Origin of the sequence: Kurthia sp. Dielmo, assembly GCF_000307285.2 — a bacterium.
GTDB lineage: Bacteria > Bacillota > Bacilli > Bacillales_A > Planococcaceae > Kurthia > Kurthia populi.
Genome location: NZ_HE578958.1, coordinates 320993 through 338962, shown reverse-complemented (window position 1 = coordinate 338962; position 17970 = coordinate 320993). Strand labels below are relative to the sequence as shown.

General features: G+C 41.7%; 16 protein-coding genes. 6 read left to right on the top strand and 10 right to left on the bottom strand.

Going from position 1 to position 17970, the window contains the following annotated elements; all coding sequences use genetic code 11:
• Positions 1-68: 68 nt before the first annotated feature.
• From fdhF to KTHG_RS10285, 3 genes are read left to right on the top strand one after another with little or no spacing between them, the layout of a single operon-like run.
• Positions 69-3008 carry a formate dehydrogenase subunit alpha gene (gene fdhF / locus KTHG_RS10295; protein WP_126989991.1) on the top strand — a complete coding sequence of 980 codons (2940 nt, stop codon included), beginning with the start codon at positions 69-71 and terminating at the stop codon, positions 3006-3008.
• A gap of 3 nt (positions 3009-3011) precedes the next feature.
• Complete coding sequence (locus KTHG_RS10290; RefSeq protein ID WP_126989990.1) at positions 3012-3491, top strand: helical membrane plugin domain-containing protein; 480 nt, start codon at positions 3012-3014, stop codon at positions 3489-3491.
• 12 nt (positions 3492-3503) lie between these two features.
• Positions 3504-4553 (top strand): P-loop NTPase, encoded by a 1050-nt coding sequence (locus tag KTHG_RS10285; RefSeq protein WP_139993339.1) that lies wholly within the window; start codon positions 3504-3506, stop codon positions 4551-4553.
• A gap of 118 nt (positions 4554-4671) precedes the next feature.
• Here the strand turns inward: KTHG_RS10285 and KTHG_RS10280 are convergent, their stop codons facing one another.
• The 4 genes from KTHG_RS10280 to KTHG_RS10265 all read right to left on the bottom strand — a co-directional run bounded on the left by KTHG_RS10280 (position 4672) and on the right by KTHG_RS10265 (position 7934).
• Positions 4672-4962, bottom strand: a complete 291-nt coding sequence (locus KTHG_RS10280) for a hypothetical protein (protein ID WP_126989988.1) — start codon at positions 4960-4962, stop codon at positions 4672-4674.
• A 759-nt stretch (positions 4963-5721) separates the two neighbouring features.
• A complete protein-coding gene (locus tag KTHG_RS10275) occupies positions 5722-6837 on the bottom strand; it encodes a methyl-accepting chemotaxis protein (RefSeq protein ID WP_139993337.1) in 1116 nt (371 codons plus the stop codon).
• Positions 6838-6851: 14 nt separating this feature from the next.
• Positions 6852-7562 (bottom strand): GNAT family N-acetyltransferase, encoded by a 711-nt coding sequence (locus KTHG_RS10270; RefSeq protein ID WP_139993335.1) that lies wholly within the window; start codon positions 7560-7562, stop codon positions 6852-6854.
• An 18-nt stretch (positions 7563-7580) separates the two neighbouring features.
• Positions 7581-7934, bottom strand: coding sequence for a hypothetical protein (locus tag KTHG_RS10265; RefSeq protein WP_139993333.1), 354 nt, complete (start codon positions 7932-7934; stop codon positions 7581-7583).
• A 331-nt stretch (positions 7935-8265) separates the two neighbouring features.
• Here KTHG_RS10265 and KTHG_RS10260 point away from each other — a divergent pair, with 331 nt between their 5' ends.
• Positions 8266-8721: a hypothetical protein gene (locus KTHG_RS10260; RefSeq protein WP_139993331.1), complete on the top strand. Its 456-nt coding sequence runs from the start codon at positions 8266-8268 to the stop codon at positions 8719-8721.
• 42 nt (positions 8722-8763) lie between these two features.
• Here the strand turns inward: KTHG_RS10260 and KTHG_RS10255 are convergent, their stop codons facing one another.
• Entirely contained in the window at positions 8764-11661 is a 2898-nt protein-coding gene (locus tag KTHG_RS10255; RefSeq protein WP_139993329.1) for a DEAD/DEAH box helicase, read from the bottom strand.
• A 10-nt stretch (positions 11662-11671) separates the two neighbouring features.
• Complete coding sequence (locus KTHG_RS10250) at positions 11672-12061, bottom strand: (deoxy)nucleoside triphosphate pyrophosphohydrolase (RefSeq protein WP_139993328.1); 390 nt, start codon at positions 12059-12061, stop codon at positions 11672-11674.
• A 160-nt stretch (positions 12062-12221) separates the two neighbouring features.
• Between KTHG_RS10250 and KTHG_RS10245 the strand changes: the two genes are divergently transcribed.
• On the top strand, positions 12222-12950 hold the full coding sequence (locus tag KTHG_RS10245) for a hypothetical protein (RefSeq protein WP_126989981.1): 729 nt from the start codon (positions 12222-12224) through the stop codon (positions 12948-12950).
• 41 nt (positions 12951-12991) lie between these two features.
• On the opposite strand, the gene KTHG_RS21230 is transcribed toward KTHG_RS10245, so the two are convergent.
• Both KTHG_RS21230 and KTHG_RS10240 read right to left on the bottom strand, forming a co-directional pair.
• Positions 12992-13141, bottom strand: a complete 150-nt coding sequence (locus KTHG_RS21230) for a hypothetical protein (protein ID WP_186439557.1) — start codon at positions 13139-13141, stop codon at positions 12992-12994.
• A gap of 150 nt (positions 13142-13291) precedes the next feature.
• Positions 13292-14122: a protein-ADP-ribose hydrolase gene (locus tag KTHG_RS10240; RefSeq protein WP_199754651.1), complete on the bottom strand. Its 831-nt coding sequence runs from the start codon at positions 14120-14122 to the stop codon at positions 13292-13294.
• A gap of 205 nt (positions 14123-14327) precedes the next feature.
• Between KTHG_RS10240 and KTHG_RS10235 the strand changes: the two genes are divergently transcribed.
• The gene (locus KTHG_RS10235; RefSeq protein WP_139993326.1) at positions 14328-15506 is read left to right on the top strand and encodes a M20 metallopeptidase family protein; all 1179 of its coding nucleotides are present in this window, start codon (positions 14328-14330) and stop codon (positions 15504-15506) included.
• 42 nt (positions 15507-15548) lie between these two features.
• Here the strand turns inward: KTHG_RS10235 and KTHG_RS10230 are convergent, their stop codons facing one another.
• Together KTHG_RS10230 and KTHG_RS10225 are read right to left on the bottom strand one after the other, a co-directional pair.
• Positions 15549-16460 carry an FXYD domain-containing ion transport regulator gene (locus tag KTHG_RS10230; protein WP_139993324.1) on the bottom strand — a complete coding sequence of 304 codons (912 nt, stop codon included), beginning with the start codon at positions 16458-16460 and terminating at the stop codon, positions 15549-15551.
• On the bottom strand, positions 16461-17843 hold the full coding sequence (locus KTHG_RS10225) for an SH3 domain-containing protein (protein WP_139993322.1): 1383 nt from the start codon (positions 17841-17843) through the stop codon (positions 16461-16463). It lies immediately after the preceding gene.
• Positions 17844-17970 lie beyond the last annotated feature (127 nt).

The window sequence follows — 17970 nt, the reverse complement described above, 5'->3', positions numbered from 1 at the left end:
GTGCACGGGCATTTGTAAATGGGGCTGTCGTTTTCAAACTTATCACGCAAGAGAAGGAGGAATTTCTTTTGACGGAAATCAAAATCAATGGCGTTTCTTATGACGTAGCAGAGGGCGCTACGATCCTTGATACGATTAACGTAAATAATATCGAGCATCCACAAGTATGTCATGTCGAAGCGGTCGACCCGATTCGCACATGTGATACATGTATCGTTGAAATCGACGGCAAATTAGTCCGTTCATGTTCAACGAAGGCCACGGATGGTATGGACATTCAGCTTGCTTCACCAAAGGCGAAAGAAGCACAAACAGAAGCAATGGACCGCTTACTCGAGAACCATATGCTGTACTGTACAGTATGTGATAACAACAACGGTAACTGTACGTTACACAATACGGTCGATATGATGGGCATCGAACATCAAAAATATCCGTATACACCGAAAGTAGACCCAACCGAGGTCGATATGTCTCACCCATTTTACCGCTATGATCCAAACCAATGTATCGCCTGCGGTCAATGTGTCGAAGTATGTCAAAACCTCCAAGTGAACGAAACATTATCACTTGACTGGGAAGCTGAACGTCCACGCATTAAGTGGGATGACGGCGCAGCCATTAATGATTCATCATGTGTAAGCTGTGGTCAATGTGTCACAGTCTGTCCATGTAACGCCTTAATGGAAAAATCAATGCTTGGTCAAGCTGGCTTTATGACAGGTATGAAACAAGACATGTTAGACCCAATGATCGACCTTATTAAAGAGGTTGAGCCTGGGTATAGCGGAATCTTAGCCATTTCTGAAATTGAATCAGCTATGCGTAGCGAGCGCACGAAGAAAACGAAAACCGTTTGTACTTTCTGCGGTGTGGGCTGTTCATTTGAAGTATGGACAAAGGGCCGTCATATTTTAAAAGTACAACCATCTGAAGGTCCGGTAAATGCTATTTCAACTTGTGTGAAAGGGAAATTTGGTTGGGACTTCGTTAACTCTGAAGACCGAATTACTACGCCATTGATTCGCCAAGGCGACGAATTCGTTGAAGCAAGCTGGGATGAGGCACTTGATTTAGTTGCTTCAAAACTTGGTGGCATTCAACAACAATTCGGCCCAGGTTCTGTCGGCTTCATTTCTTCTTCTAAAATTACCAATGAAGAAAACTACTTAATTCAAAAAATGGCACGTCAATTATTCAATACAAATGACGTCGACAACTGTTCACGTTATTGCCAGTCACCCGCAACAGATGGCTTAAGCCGTACAGTTGGTATCGGCGGCGACGCCGGTACGATTAAAGATATTGCCAAAGCAGGACTTGTCATTATCGTCGGGGCAAACCCAGCAGAAGGTCATCCGGTACTTGCAACACGTGTGAAACGTGCGCATAAATTACACGGTCAAAAACTTATTGTCGCGGATATTCGAAAAAATGAAATGGCTGAACGCTCAGACATTCATATTCGACCAAAACAAGGGACAGACCAAGTATGGCTAATGGCGGTTACGAAATATATGATCGACCAAGGCTGGCATGATGCGAAATTTATCGAAGACAATGTCAATGATTACGAAGCATTTAAAGAAGTATTAGAGAAATACACGTTAGACTATGCATGTGAGGAAACAGGCATTGCCAAAGAAACCCTCATCAACATCGCCGAAATGATTCGTGATGCGGACGGCACGTGTATCCTTTGGGGTATGGGTGTAACGCAAAACACAGGTGGCTCGTATACATCTGCTGCAATCTCAAACTTATTACTAGCAACAGGTAACTATCGTCGACCAGGCGCAGGTGCTTACCCACTACGCGGGCACAATAATGTACAGGGTGCTTGTGATATGGGTACACTACCGAACCTACTACCTGGCTACCAAAAAGTAACAGATGATGCCGCTCGTGCGAAATTTGAAGAAGCCTATGGTGCTACAATTCCAGCAACGCCAGGTCGTACAAATCCGGAAATGCTGCAAGCTGTATCAGAAGGTAAAATGAAGGCTATGTATATCGTTGGTGAGGATATGGCACTTGTGGATGCGAACGCAAACCATGTAGATGAAGTATTATCTCAACTTGATTTTTGTGTCGTTGAAGATGTGTTCTTATCACGTACCGCACAATATGCAGACGTTATTTTACCAGCATCTCCTTCACTTGAAAAAGAGGGTACATTCACCAATACCGAGCGTCGTGTACAACGTTTATACGAAGTATTAACGCCACTCGGTGATTCTCGCCCTGACTGGCGCATCGTACAAGATGTTGCCAACCGTCTTGGTGCTAACTGGCACTATGAACATCCAAGTGAAATTTATGCAGAAATGGCGAGCCTGTCTCCTGTTTTCGCACAAAATAACTACGATGTCATGGAAGGCTGGAATAGTTTCGTATGGGGTGACCCAATCTCCGGAGCGAATACACCACTATTATTCGTTGATGGCTTCAACTTCCCAGACAAAAAAGCGCGCTTTGCACTCAATGACTGGGCACCGCCAGTAGAATATGAATGCCAATATGACTGCCATATTAATAATGGTCGTATGCTTGAGCACTTCCATGAAGGAAATATGACGAACAAATCAACAGGTATTCAACTGAAAGTACCTGAAATTTTTGTTGAAATTTCACCTGAGCTTGCAAAAGAACGCGGTATTGAAACCGGTGCACTTTTACGCCTTGTATCCCCTTACGGCGCGCTAAAAGTACCAGCACTTATTACAGACCGCGTACAAGGAAATGAGTTATTCCTACCTATGAACTCAACAAGTAAAGAGTCATCTATTAACTTCTTAACGGGTTCACAAGGTGATGCTAATACGCAAACGCCAGCTTATAAGCAAACAAAAATCCGTGTTGAAGTATTGAAACGCAAAGGGAAAAATCCACTTCCAGCAACAAATCCGCGTAATAAAAAACGTCACCCGCAAAATGGGGTTGAAGTACAGCGTAAATGGGATCGCCCGGGCTACGTGCACTTAACGACGGAAAAAGAAGGAGTGTAACATATGGCTACTCCGATTACAAAGATTAAAAAAGAAGTACTAACAGATGAGCAAATCGCCGCTCAAAAATTAGAAGAACTCAAAACACTCGTAACTGATAACGAACAAGCGGTCGCGCAAATCTTTTCGATTATGGCGGAGCTAAACGATGTTGGTGCGCTTGAAGCGGTCACAAAAATGCTTCAAGCAAAAGAAGAAATTGCGCATATTGCTCTTGGTCAAATGACACGCGAACCCGTAACGAACATGATGAATGTGATGCTAGGTGCTGCAGGAGCGCTTACACAGATGGATGCTCAAATGGTCGCAAAATTAATGACAAGCTTAAACTCAGGTCTAGACGAAGCGAAAGTTGCTGTCGAAGCAGATGAAAAAATGAGCATTTTCAAGTTAATGAAAATCATGAATGACCCTGATGTCAATCGTGCAATGAACTTCGGCGTACACTTCTTAAAAGGCCTTGGTAAAGGATTAAACGAATAAGGAGCGAAACCGATGTTAACACAACAGAAAATCATCCATGCATTGAAAGATGTAGAGGACCCAGAACTACACAAAAGCGTCGTTGAACTAAATATGGTACGTGACATTCACATTGAAGGTACCCATGTCTCACTCACAATTGTCTTAACGATTCAAGGCTGTCCCCTAAAAGCCAAAATCAAACAAGACGTTGAAACCGCCATTCAAGCATTAGGTGCTACAGCCGTGACGTTACAATTTGGTTCAATGACAGACGAGGAGCGTAAGCAACTAACTGCCTCTCTCAAAAAAGAAAATACCACATCAGAAGGTATGCCTACGATGCTACGAGAAGATTCAGGCGTAACCTTTATCGCTGTCACAAGCGGAAAAGGTGGCGTCGGTAAATCAACTGTCACTATCAACCTCGCAGCCGCACTTGCACGCCAAGGCAAGCGCGTTGGGATTGTTGATGCAGACATTTATGGCTATAGCATTCCGACTATGATGAAAATTATCGAAAAGCCAACGATGATTGACCAGATGGCTGTCCCTGTCATAAAAGAGGGTGTCAAAGTCATGTCGATGGGCTTCTTCTCAAAAGATAATCAGCCCGTTATGTGGCGCGGCCCGATGTTGAACAAGTGGATCCGCAACTTCCTTGTCAACACACACTGGGGCGACCTAGATTATCTATTACTTGATTTACCACCAGGCACTGGTGATGTCGCAATTGATGTCGCAGCAATGATCCCCCAAGCCAAAGAAATCATTGTGACGACACCACACAACGCCGCATCTCATGTCGCCTCTCGCGCAGGTGTTATGGCACGTCATACGAAGCACGAAATTTTAGGTGTTGTCGAAAATATGGCGTTCTATGAAACATCAGACGGAGAACGCAACTATTTATTCGGGAAAGATGGCGGTAGCGCACTTGCAGGAGCGTTAGCCACAGAAGTCATCGCACAAATTCCATTTGCACAGCCCGAAGAAAATACAGGCTCATCCGTTTATGACGAAGATTCGGTGGTCGGCGAAGCATTTACGCATCTTGCCGAAGACATTATTCATATAAACTAACAGTTACATCCCTACTTCTATTATAAGATTTACCAAAAAAATTCATCTATCTATTGAACGTGAAAAAAGAGACGACCCTTTCGCTTGTTGCAGCAAGCAGAGGGTCGTCTCTTTCTCTTTAATAGCCGGCGCGCTTTAGCACCTGCATAAAATAAAAACGATACGTATTTTGCACAAACGTCTCAAGTGGTAAGCCCACATCGAGCTGATACTTCGTGAAAATAAAGAAAAATCGCTTATCCCAATTTTCACGCAGCAAATCTCCCGCCTGCTGATCGTATTTCGCTTCAAACTCTTCAATCAATGGCTCAATCATCGATACACAATGATTCTTTAAACCTTCAAGCGCTTCGATATCCTTATCGCGCTGAAAACGCATGAGCCAGTCCTTTATTTGTGCTTCTTCCATTAGATAAAACCGTCCTTTTTTTACGAGTTTCTTCTATTATATAGCACAAAAAATTCACCTAAAATTAGTCTACGCTTTTTGAGCGAGAAAGTCTAGCTGTCACACGGCACGCTTTCAAATGAATCACCTGAAATGAAATCATTCATTTAACATCGCCAATTACCCTAAGAAGCGTCTTTTACATACGACTTATGAGAAAATATGTGTCACCTCTATGAGAATAAGCCTGCGTGATTAATAAGCATTTGTGCAGTGTGCGTATTATCGCAAATAATTATGAAAATTTTTCGTGATAGTTGCGAAAGTTTGCACCAAAATTTCGATCAATACGTGCAAAAATTGCCCCTCAGAGCCTCATTATCGACCCATTTTATGCATTTTTCGGACGCAAATACGGTATTTCAACAGTAGAAAATGGTGATCTAGCAGCGGAACGTTATTTTTCACACAAAATCGAAAGAATCGTCCTTTACGGCATCATTCACCGACAAAAAACACCCCTCGGAGATACAAAAAAGGCTGTTTTCACCCGATTTCGGGTCAAAACAAGCCTTTTTGATTGCTTAAAAATAATAATGATATGCGTTCTTGTTAATAAATAATTGTTTCTTTCTTCTTTTATAGAAGATAATTATGAATCTGCCTATTTTCCACATGTAAATAGACCTTGTTTGGCACTTATTCTAAAATATGTTGTAGCCAAAACACGCTTCCTGAGGATTTCGTGATTTTTGAATCAGCTATTTGGCGAGAATCATTTTATACTGTTTGCGCCTCTAACACCGCATGTGCACGCTCTTTTAATTCAATAATAGTGTCTACCTCTGCTAACAAGCTTGCCATCGTCGCAAGCTCTTTATCGCTAATCCCAACGAGCTCCTCAAACATTTCAACCGACTCCTGTGAAATCTCAGAAATTTGATCCATCGCCACCGTGATTTGCTGTGAGCTTGATGATAATTCCTCAGTGCTCGCAGATGAGTTCATATTATTCTCCGCAATAATTTGCGTCGTTTCAACGATTTTATTAAACATCTCGACAATTTCTGAAATTTTATCGTTCGTAACCGCAAATTCCTCTGTCCCTTGCTGCATCGAATGGACAACGCGCTCTGTTTCATCCTGAATATTTTTAACAATATTCGATACCTCAAGCGCAGAATCACTCGATTGACCTGCTAGCTTGCGAACTTCATCTGCTACGACCGCAAAGCCCTTCCCATGCTCACCCGCACGTGCCGCTTCAATTGCCGCATTCAGCGCAAGTAGATTAATTTGCTCAGAAATTCCTGTAATGACCTTCACAATCATGCTAATTTCATTTGATTTGTCACCGAGCACTTTAATGCCATCAAATGTTGTTTGAATCGTTTGATTGAAATTCTCCATAATGCGAATCGATTCTTTTAATTTTTCATCGCCTTCTTTTGTTAATTGCAGTGTCGTATTTGACTGCTCTGAAATATCATTTGAACGAATTGATAGCTCACGAATCGCCTCATTAATATCCTTCATTGATTCTGTACTTTCCTCTGTTGAAATCAGTTGTGTACGCAAACCCTTACCAATCTCATCAATCGCCGCACGCACAATATCTGCCTTCTCGGTCGCATATTCACCCTGTTCTTTTAAATGTTCACTCTTACCATCAATCTCCTGTGTGAACTGTAAGAAACGTTCCTTTTCATCTGAAATATGCTTTGTTAACTGTTCGATGGCATTTGTTGCATCTACAGGCTCATTCGTCAATGATGCTATTTCCTGTAATGCCTGTGCATCTACCTGTGTCGATCTTTTTAGCGTTTGATACTTCAGCGCAAAATAAATCGTCGTGCCAAGTAACACAATCGTCAATACCAAAAAAAATACGCTCATTTTTCCGTTCTCCTTTATAAATCACATGTAATAATGTATGTACCATCCGCTACATCTGCTGGAATCATATTTAGACGGTCATTTGTCGCATATTTATGAACAATGTACTCGCCCTGCTGCGTTACATACTTCGTCATCCCTTGGTAACGCTCAAGTAACTTCATTGATTTAGGATTGGTCACCTCAGCTAGCATCATGCGTACACCCGCTTCACGCGCGCTCGCCATTAATAAATTGCTTAGCTCTTCAACGATTCCATGGCGATGATGCTCAGCCATAACGCCAAGTAAAAAGAGATGCAATACTTCTCCGTCCTCAAGCTCCTTGCCAAAACGCGCCTTATAATCTGTTAAAAAGCGCATATCAATATCTTCTAGCACCTCTAACACAACATTCATATCTTTAAATGAGCCCTCAAAAATCGGCTCTCCGTAAATTTCAAAACGATTACTATCACCGACAAGCGCTCCTACAACTTTCTGCTCATCATTTAGCGCCACTGCGCAAAATCCTTGTGTGACAACGGATTCAATATAATCCTTACAAAATTGATACCAATCCTCATACGTTAGTTTTAAGTAGCCAATCATCGGCTCTTGAATCCATTTACCAGCTACATCGACGCCGACAAAAGTATGGCCTAAAACCGCAGCAGCCTGGTCAATTAACTCATGCTGATCCTCTTTTAAAATCTTATACGTATACTTAGTTGCTACAGCTTGCATGCTCATCATTCCTTTTCTTTAAGGGTTCACAATCTCTCCAGGGAAATTAACTGTCGCTAGCGCATTACGCACCTGCACAAACGAAATTTTTGATTTCGGCATTACCAAGCGTAGATTTTTAAAGCCTAATGTCGTATAGACCATCATCGTTTGTCCAAGCTCCGCAGCCACCTTACGAGGTAGTGGCGACTGCTCGGTCGCATCAACTACCAACGTATAATTGTACGCAGGCACCTGACCAATTAATGACGTCATATCCTCTAGATACTCTGGTACAACCTCATCACGAATAAATCCAAGAATTTGCACATGTACTTCATTTTTTTGCTCATAAATTGACATGCGATACCTCGGCTTCTCAGCGAAAACCATTTCTATTCCTCCTATCAAAATAGTATTATTATACCTATAATGCATTATTTTTTATAGTATAAATAATATACATTAAAAAGTCGATAGTAGTTCCTTTGTTCTAATAAATTCTTTTAATAAAAACCCATTAATATGTAGAGGATAAGACGATAAAATCTCGTTAATTCATTATTTTCTTTTAATTTACTTATTTTCTAATTGAATGGTAAAAATACTTTTTGAGAAAATAATCATATTGTAGAATAAATTATGTTTTAAAGATACGTGAGGTTAATTATTATTCTAGAGATCCCAAGTTGATTCTTTTATAATAAGCTGAAGGAGTTTTGAGATGACAAACTATCACCTAAACGAACTACATGTATGTGGCAATTTAAGAGACCGAGACAAATTTCACATGATGCTTGCGGGCACACATACTATTCGAAAAAAACACTATATTAATAATTCAAAAGATAGCTTAGTAACAATTCGACAGGCGTATCCGAATGCAATCGTCTATACTGAAAAATATGGGCCCAATAGGTTAATTGTGGTTGAAACAAGAGAAACTATAGAAGATTTAAATTTTGCTACATTGTATAAAAGTGAGGATATTCATTTAGAAAAAGCAATCGGAGACACGACAACATCTGTTTATTTTTTTGAAGCACCTTATAGCCTAATTGAAGATTTAATCGAATCTATTTCACAGCAATTCCCCACATTGTACTTTCAGTTATCTGTGGAGTTTGAAGATATGTTTATAACAGACTGTTATCAAAATGGCATACACCTAAACAAATAAAAAGAGAGAAATCGTAATGCTACGACTTCTCTCTTTTTTTTATTATACACCAACTAAATAACGATAAATCGCCTCTGGAACAGGGGCTTCTAATTCAAAATTCAATGTCACATATGGTTTCATAACACCTTTGTGCATCAGTTGAATGTCCTCTGCACTTTCGACATCTGGTTTTGCCTTACCTAAATAGAAATAGTCGGTCCCTTCGCCACCTTCTTTTTTAATAAACACATCAATACGAAGGTCTGGACTGTGTAGTATTCTTTCTACCTGCTTTGAATTTACACGATTATTTGGACGTGTAAACCATTTTAGTGTAGAAGGGTTTAATAATTCGTCCTCATAAAGTGTCTCAGAGCTCAAGGAATCATCTTTATGGTACGTAATAAATAATGGACATGTATTTGTAGGCTCATCGATTTTATAGCCATACATTGTTGCCGACATATCACTACTCCAGTTCATTAAACGACAATAATCTTTACGTGAGTATTTCTCGCCAACTTTTAGCTGCTCATATGCATAGCGCGTAGATTTCTCGTTAGCGCAGGCAAAAATATCTTCTACATAACGGATAAATAAGCCATTTTTAAGTGCTACTTCAAATGAAGAAGTACGTGTGTACATATCTTCGTGTACCTCTAGCATTAAAGCATCTGCATATTTCGTTCGATTACTACTAACAAAGAAACTTAAATCAAGAAATCTTTCTACAGAAGTAATGGTTTCCTCGTCATAAGTAAGTTCATGTTGCTGCAGTAGCTCGATATACTGTGTTTTTGAGACAGTTGGTTGTGCTATTAATGCTTTCAATAAAAGAAGCTCATGCATACGCTTGCCATCAATTAATTCCTGTGATAAAAATGTCAGCATCGTATTTTGACTAGCTGGTAATGCGGCAAGGTCTTTATCCACATACATTAAGAATTCATGATAATTTGGGCGTTTCGTTAATAAAACTTCTGGATCTACTGAATGATGCTCGATAAATTCGATTAACATTGGTTGATGACCTAAGCGATTACTCAGCTGTTCAAACTGCGCCTTTAGCTCACGAATCGTAATTAATGTTTTTTGATTAATCGCTTCGAAAATACGATTTTTCGCAATTTCTTCAAAATGCACACTTGATACACCTTTAATATAAGCCATATCCATCGTATTACGGCGTAAATTATCCTTGTTGTACGTATTATCACCAGCAAGTGCCATCGGAATCATATAGTTATTTTTATAGTTGCCAATAAAGTCTAAAATCACAACATAATCTTTTGAATCATGCTTACGTAAGCCACGGCCAAGCTGTTGAATAAAGATAATACTTGATTGCGTTTGTCGCAGCATGACGATTTGATTGACTACCGGAATATCAATACCTTCATTAAATACATCGACCGTTAAAATATAATCGAGCTCACCCGCTTCTAATTGCTCAACGACCGCTTCACGAACATCCGTTGAATCTTCCCCAGTTAAAGGCATTGTTCGATAACCCCGTGCATTTAGCTTTTGCGATAATTGCTTCGCTTCCTCTTTACGACTACAGAAAATAAGGCCCTTTACTGCGTCTCCTGCATGGCCATAATATTCTACTTTCTCAATAACATGGTTCACACGCTCATCTAGCATTAATTGGTCAATTGACATATTCTCATCAATCACATATTCATCACGCTCAAAATCCGTTACACCAAAATAATGGAATGGGCAAAGCATTTCTTCCTCTAGCGCTTCTTGTAGACGAATTTCATAGGCAATATTGTAGTCAAACAGCTCAAAAATATTAAATTGGTCTGTTCGCTCCGGTGTGGCAGTCATCCCTAATAGAAAAGCCGGCTCAAAATAATCTAACAGGCGTAAATAAGAAGGAGCTCCCGCCTTATGTACTTCATCGATTAAAATATAATCAAATGCCTCACGGTCAAAACGCGCTAAATTTTCAGGCTTTGATAAGGTTTGAATTGTCGCAAATAAGTAGCGTGCATCTGTTTGCTGCGTGCTCCCAACAAATTTTCCGTAATCCGCTTTATCTCCACCAAGCACCTTTTGATAATCGCTCATGGCTTTCTCTAAAATCTGCTCGCGGTGTACGATAAAGAGCATTTTCTTCGGTGCATATTGGCGCACATCAAACGCCGATAAATACGTTTTACCCGTCCCCGTTGCTGAGACGACTAATGCGCGTTTTTCGCCCGAATCACGCACCTGCTGAATCTGCGCGAGTGCCTGCGTCTGCATTTTATTTGGTGTAATCGTCACATAGCCTGCAGTTGGTTCTGTTTCAAACGATGCTGCAAGTGCCGCCTCTGCTACTTGACCAGGTAATAACGGGAATGGTGTCACCTGACGTTTTGGCATTGGCTTATACGTTTGACGATACATATCAATCCATTGCTGAGATAGCGGTGTGGCGTCTTTCCAAGCATGTTCAAATTGTTCATTGAAGCGTTGAATCAAATCTCCCTGGCTCAGTGAATTCAATTTCACATTCCATTCGTAATTCGTTTTCAGAGCGGAATCTGTTAAATTGGAACTCCCAACAATTAGTGTTTCATAACTTCCTTGGTCAAAAATATACCCTTTCGCATGAAATCCAGGAATTGATGTCAAACGAACATCTACATTTGGAATTTTCATTAGCTCTTCAAAGGCTTTAGGGTTATTAAAGCCTAAATAAGTAGATGTTAAAATACGTCCTCGAACACCTTTTAATGCCAAATCCTGAAGTACAGATTTTAACATCACTAGCCCACTTGAAGTAATAAATGCCACTGAAATTGTGAATGAATGACATGTCGCAAGTTCCTGCAGTAAGGTCGGTAATACTTGTCCATTCGCATTATTACTTAATAATTTTGGCTGTAATCGCTCATTTGCAACAATTGCATCGTTCATAAATCCTTTTTCTAATGCCTCTACTAGCTGTTGTCTCGCTTCCATCAAATTCCCCCTACTTAGTCAATTGCTCCACTGCCGGAATATCGGCTGCTGCCCATTCGAGTGCCGGCAACTCGATACGCTTCTTCCAAATCAATTGTGCATGTTCTTTCGCAATTGGTGTGCCCTCTGTAATTTTTGCCTTGTATGTTTCAAGACGTACAATCACGTTCTCATATTCGTACGTCGTATCTTCTACTTTATCGCCAACATCAATCACACAATCTAATTCTTCCATAATTTCACGCTTTAATGCCTGCTGTGGTGTTTCGCCCGCTTCAATTTTGCCACCAGGGAATTCCCATAAATTCGCTAATGACATAATAGCACTTCGTTGTGCACATAAAATCTGTTGCGCGTCATTTTCAATAACTGCTCCCACAACATGAACGGTTTTCTTCATTTCTTATCACCTCTACTTCTAGTATACGAGTTTTTGATGAAAAAAGAATGCTTCATTCTCCTAAAAATAAACAGTGTGCCACAAATGATACTTCAAAGCCCCTACTGTGTTTAACAAAAATCAAAACGGTCAATAGTATTACTAAAGGTGGTGTGTAAACATGCTATTTATCGTACAAGGAAAGGTTTTTCGCGAACGGTTGACGATGAAAAATATTTCACGGCTTGCATTTGCAGATTCGGAAGGGTTGGCGCTTGATAAGGTGATGAAAGGGCTTCCGGTGACTGTGCCTTATTTTGAGGGGATTGTGATGCCGACGTTTAAGGATATTCCGGGTATTACGAGCGAGGTGGCGCTGCTGTGCTGGCATCGGCTGCATTTTAGTCGTTCGCTTGTTGAATTAGCGTATTACTTCCATCAGTTTGAGGAGCTTGAACAGCTTGTTTGTTTATCAAAGCAGGAATCCTGGGCGATTCGTGATCATTACGAGCAAATGGGCATTATTTTGACGCATGAGGAATGGTATTTGCCGAATTATAATCTATATGCGGCGCCAAGTGTGACGCTCACGGAGCATCGTCTACAACAATTTGCCAATCAAGTCGTCCATTTATTAAAGACGCGTGGGTGCACGGTTCAATCACTTGGTGGTACGGCGTGGAAAATTGATTGTCCTTATTTAATTGCTCCGCGAAAGCATTTTATCGTCTCGAGTCCTGAGGAGATGATTTTGACGTATGAAATTCTTATGAGCCAGACGTTAATGCCGATTAAGCCGGTGCTTCAAAAAACCGATAAGGCAGCGGAACTACTCGATGCTGAAGGAATTTGGTATGTCGATATACATGATGGCAGCATTGTCAGTGATGGGCGCTATATTTGGACGTAAAAAAAGAAGCCGAGGCGACGAATCGTCTAAGCTTCTTTTTTCTATACCATATTATGGGCGATATAACTTACTAAATAGTCAACCGTCTGCGCCTCAATCTTCGTTGGGAGCTCATTGAATGGAAAAGCAGACAAGCCATTTAGAAGCGAGCCAATATGTGCGGTCATTTTATTAACATTCGCTTTATCCATCGTCCTATCAATCATTTAAGGGCTTGTGCGCAGTTATGCCCATAACGCTCCGCCGCATCTTCAAAGCGCTCCCCCTCTAACACGACTTCCGTTGGCAAATGCCATGTCCCTTCCTCTGTCTGCTTTAATAAACCTATTTAAAAGGGAATTTTAAATTAATTTTTGGTAAATTGCTGTATCTTCATCGCTAAACGTATTGAAAATGATTTGCTTGAAATGGTGTGTCTGATTGGCAAGCCAATTCTTCGTCGTCTCAACAGCTATCTCTGCCGCACGCTGCTTTGGAAAACGAAATTCACCTGTTGAAATACTACAAAAGGCAAGTGTTTCAATTTCTTTCATTTGATGCGCTACATTTAAAACCGATGTATAGCAGCTCGCTAACTGCGCTTCGATAATTGGTGTAAGCGGCGCCCCTGCAACATTTGGGCCAACTGTATGAATGACAAATTTAGCTGGTAGATTATAGCCACGCGTCACCTTCGCCCCGCCAACAAGCTCAGGATGTCCCTGACTCGCCATAATAATATCGCAATCTGCACGTAGCTGTGGACCCGCCGCTGAATGAATGGTGTTGTCGATACAGTTGTGAAGTGGATGGAAGCAGCCCCTTAGCTGATCATTTCCTGCATTCACAATCGCATCCGCCTGTAGGGTCGTTATATCTCCTTGCCAAAGTGTCACTAGCTCCTCCCCTGTAGGTACCGCAATGTTTTTTTTGGCGAGCTCTTGCTGTAGTAATGTATCCGATAATAACAGAAGACGTTTATACAAATCTCCTGGAAAGCGCACATTAAAGTATGCACGAATCGCCAGTCGTTTCTGCTCCGTTGTTTTTGTCTGCTCAACATGTGGCACATTTGGCTCTGTACGTAAAAGGTCAAATAAATGCTCAACGACCTCATCATAGGAGAAATCTACAAACATTGGCTCGAATCGTTCAAATAATAAAATATCGGTTGCATACTGATTGATTTTCATCTACTTCACCCCTCTAGGTCCTTAGCTGTTTGTGCTGTTACTATACCCGATTCCTCCACGCTTTATCACCTAGTAAATGATGATATTTCTGTGAAGTGATGCGACACTATGACTTTTGGTTCTTTTTTCACTGCAACTATCCATGGTCGTTTTAGTTGCGAGTAAAATAGTCAGAATAGTAAGATAGTAAAAAGGAGATGATTTTTTGACAACCCCATTTTTTGATACATATAAAGCACAGTATAACGAGGTCGTAGCATGGCGCCGTCACTTGCACCAGCATCCAGAGCTATCCTTTTTCGAAACGAAAACAGCCGCATTTATTGAAGAAAAGCTACGTGAATTTGGCTTAACGGATATTCGTACAAATGTCGGTGGTAACGGGATTGTTGCAACGATCCATGGCGCAAATGAAGGCCCAACACTTGCCTTTCGTGCAGATTTTGATGCCCTACCAATCGTTGATGAAAAAGAAACGGCCTATACATCGACCATAAAGGGTGTCATGCACGCATGTGGTCACGATGGCCATACCGCGAATTTATTAGGCCTCGCCTATGTGCTGATGCAACATACAGCGGCACTTCACGGGAATGTCGTACTCATTTTCCAACACGCTGAGGAAAAACCACCCGGTGGCGCAAAGCCTATGATTGAAGCGGGTGCACTTGATGGTGTCGATTATGTCTTTGGCGCGCATCTCGCATCTGAGCTACCCGTTGGAAAAATCGCCTCTCGAAAAGGTCCGACAATGGCTTCAGTGGATGCCTTTAAAATTCACCTACAAGGACGCGGTGGCCACGGCGCTCGCCCACATCAGACCGTCGATTCCATCGCTATTGGGAGTCGCCTTGTGACGCATTTACAACAAATCGTTAGCCGTCGCATCAATCCCGTAGAGCCCGCCGTTGTAACGATTGGGCGCTTCCACGCTGGACACGCCTTTAATATTATTGCTGATACTGCGGAAATTGAAGGCACCGTTCGCGCAATGAGCCATGATGTGCGCATCCAGCTCGAGCAGGAAATTCGTGCCATTTTAGAAGGCATGAAGCACGCCGATCACATCGACTATACATTAGAATTTACACATGGCTATCCGGTGCTTATTAATACAGAAGCCGAAACAGCGCTCGTTGCTTCGTTAGCCGCACAAATATTTTCAGAAGATGCTTCTATCACGAAAGATATTGCCCTTGGCGCAGATGATTTTGCCTACTTCCTAGAGCAGCGCCCAGGTAGCTACTTCTTCGTTGGGAGTCACAATGATGACCCCGCTACCCAATATCCACATCATCATCCACGCTTTGACTTTGATGAACGCGCCCTGCTTCAAATGGGCGAAATGTTTTTAGCGATTGTGGGATATTATTTGGTGAAATAACCAAAAACCCGAAACTGCTTCCAAACAGTTTCGGGTTTTTCTTTACCATTCTTTTAAAAAGAAACGAACATAGACAATGCTCATACAGCCAACAATTAAATGAATAACGGATAAATCATAATAAAGCAGCCATAGCATTAGCGCCAACGTCACAAGTGACAAACCGTATAAAAGCTCTAAATATGGGCGGCCTGCATATGTAAGTGTAATCTGCCAGGTGCTAAGGGCAATCATCCCAATGACTGCGATGATTAACAGTGCAATGACGAGCCATAAGAGCGAGGCTTTGACAAAGAAATCAAGCACAAGGCAAATGCTTATCAGCAGCATACTACCGACGAATAATGCGGCAAGCGCGGTTGTCAGTAATGGATAATTGGAGCCATCAATGACGAGGTTCATCGTTTGCTGTGCAATGAAAATGCCTGCCATAATAGCCACAACTAAAAATAATAGGCCGACCGTGCGAAGTGTCCAATAATCATAGTGCCGCACGAGTACATAGCCAAGTGAAAAAGCACTGACACTCGCAATAATTAACCATTCTAGCTTAATGTTTTTGCGGCGGCTAAACGTATGTATATACACCGCAAACGCCAGTGTCGCAATGAGCATAATCATGGCTAGTGTCGCAAAGCTACTAAATATCGGCTCACCGGATTGTTTATATGATAGTGCAAAAAGTGCCAGCATCATCGTTACTAAACTAATAATCACCGCAAGTAGCACCCGAATGATTTCCACAAAGCGCTGACTAAGCACTTCTGGTTGCACGGTCTGCCAATAAATCCAGCCAGCTGCAAAGAGTGTTGCCAACATAAACAGCACAAGACTTGTCGTTAATGTTTCATGGTAGCGAAAGGCAAGACTTGGAATAACAACATATAGTAAAAGTGCTACTGCTAGTAAGCTATGCCGCGCTTGTGGCCATTTTTCTTCAATTGTTTCCAACATCTACTGTCCGCTCCCTTTCTCAAATGTGACATATTCAGGATTTGCTGAAATCCATGCATCCAAACCAATACGATACCAAGAGCCTTGCTGACCATACACTTGATAGCGATGTCCCTTATAGGTCACGCCAACAATTTCACTATCGGTGGACGGACTATAGCGCACATTTAGTGGCTCGACTAATTGTACCTCAACCGTTCCATAGCTCGTATCCGCGCTATAGCTTGCATGATACACCGGTACATCCTGCATCGAGGTTGTCGCCACTTTCTTCTTCGATACATACTGGCCATTCGCTAATTGATACGAATCACCCCGTACTTTATAGATGGCATAGGTTTCACGCACCTGCAATTTATCGGCTTTTTTTGTTAGCGCTAAATCCGAATACGTATGAATTTTTTGTTTACTTTCTGTATCACCACGAAGTATGCGTAAAGCATTTGTTTCAAACGAAGCATCTCCTGCAAGCAGCACAGCTGGTCTTTTTTGTTCTTTCTGCACTGTTTTTTCTGCTGCTTTTGGCTCCCCTAATAAAACACGTGCATCACTCGTGCGCTCTGAACTGGCAGATACACTTGCCGTGATTGCGCCAATAACAAACATTCCTATAACAATCCATTTCGTCGGAAACTGCCATTCTGTATAGCTAGCTGGCTCTTGCGACGTTGGTTTTGATTTCGGCTTCGATTTCGCGCGTTTCACCGTTGTCACTGACTCCGGCTTTTCTGCCTCCTGTGCCCTGGCAACATCACTTAATTTACGACGAAGCGGTGACGGTTGTTCTTGCTTCGGTGTTTGCTTTGGTTTAACAGGCGCTGGCTCTTGTGGTTTTGGCGCTTGTTCTACAGGTATTGGTTCTACCGGTGCTTGTTTTTCTGGCGCTTTTTTTACGGCACGCTTTGGCACTGGCTTCTCTTTCCTTTCAGCCGGTGCCTCCTTGCGTAGCGCATACGACGGCTCCCCGTGCTCCATCGGCTTTTTAAATGGCCTTGCATGGAATGTCGGATTGTCTAGCTCAATACGCATAAACCATACTGATAGCTGATAGGCAATGCTTAATAACGCAATCGCCTCATCAGACGTTCCGTACATAGCATTATGTGCCGCTTTATTCCCTTTGACACGTAGCTCATGCAAATAAAAGGTTGTCTGACGGTCAATCATGTCATTGCCCTCTAGCTCCCGAATACGCTCAAACTGTGAAATCCCCTCTGCTTCTGGGAATTTATTACGGACCCATAATTCCTGTGCCATCATTTCTCCAAATGAGCGCATCTTTGACATCGATGCATTTGGATCACTGTAGACCATACGCTCAGCCGCTTCTGCTATTTCACGATAAGGCGTCCATGGCCCATCAAAAAATTCAAAATTCCCCATAGCTACCTCCCTAGAAACTCTCTATCTTCTATTTTCTCACATTCTGCTAGAAGAAAAAATAGGCTTTTGCTCGTTGAATTCATTGTGTTTTGGGTCAAAATAGCAAGAAATTCCGTCAATGCAATCA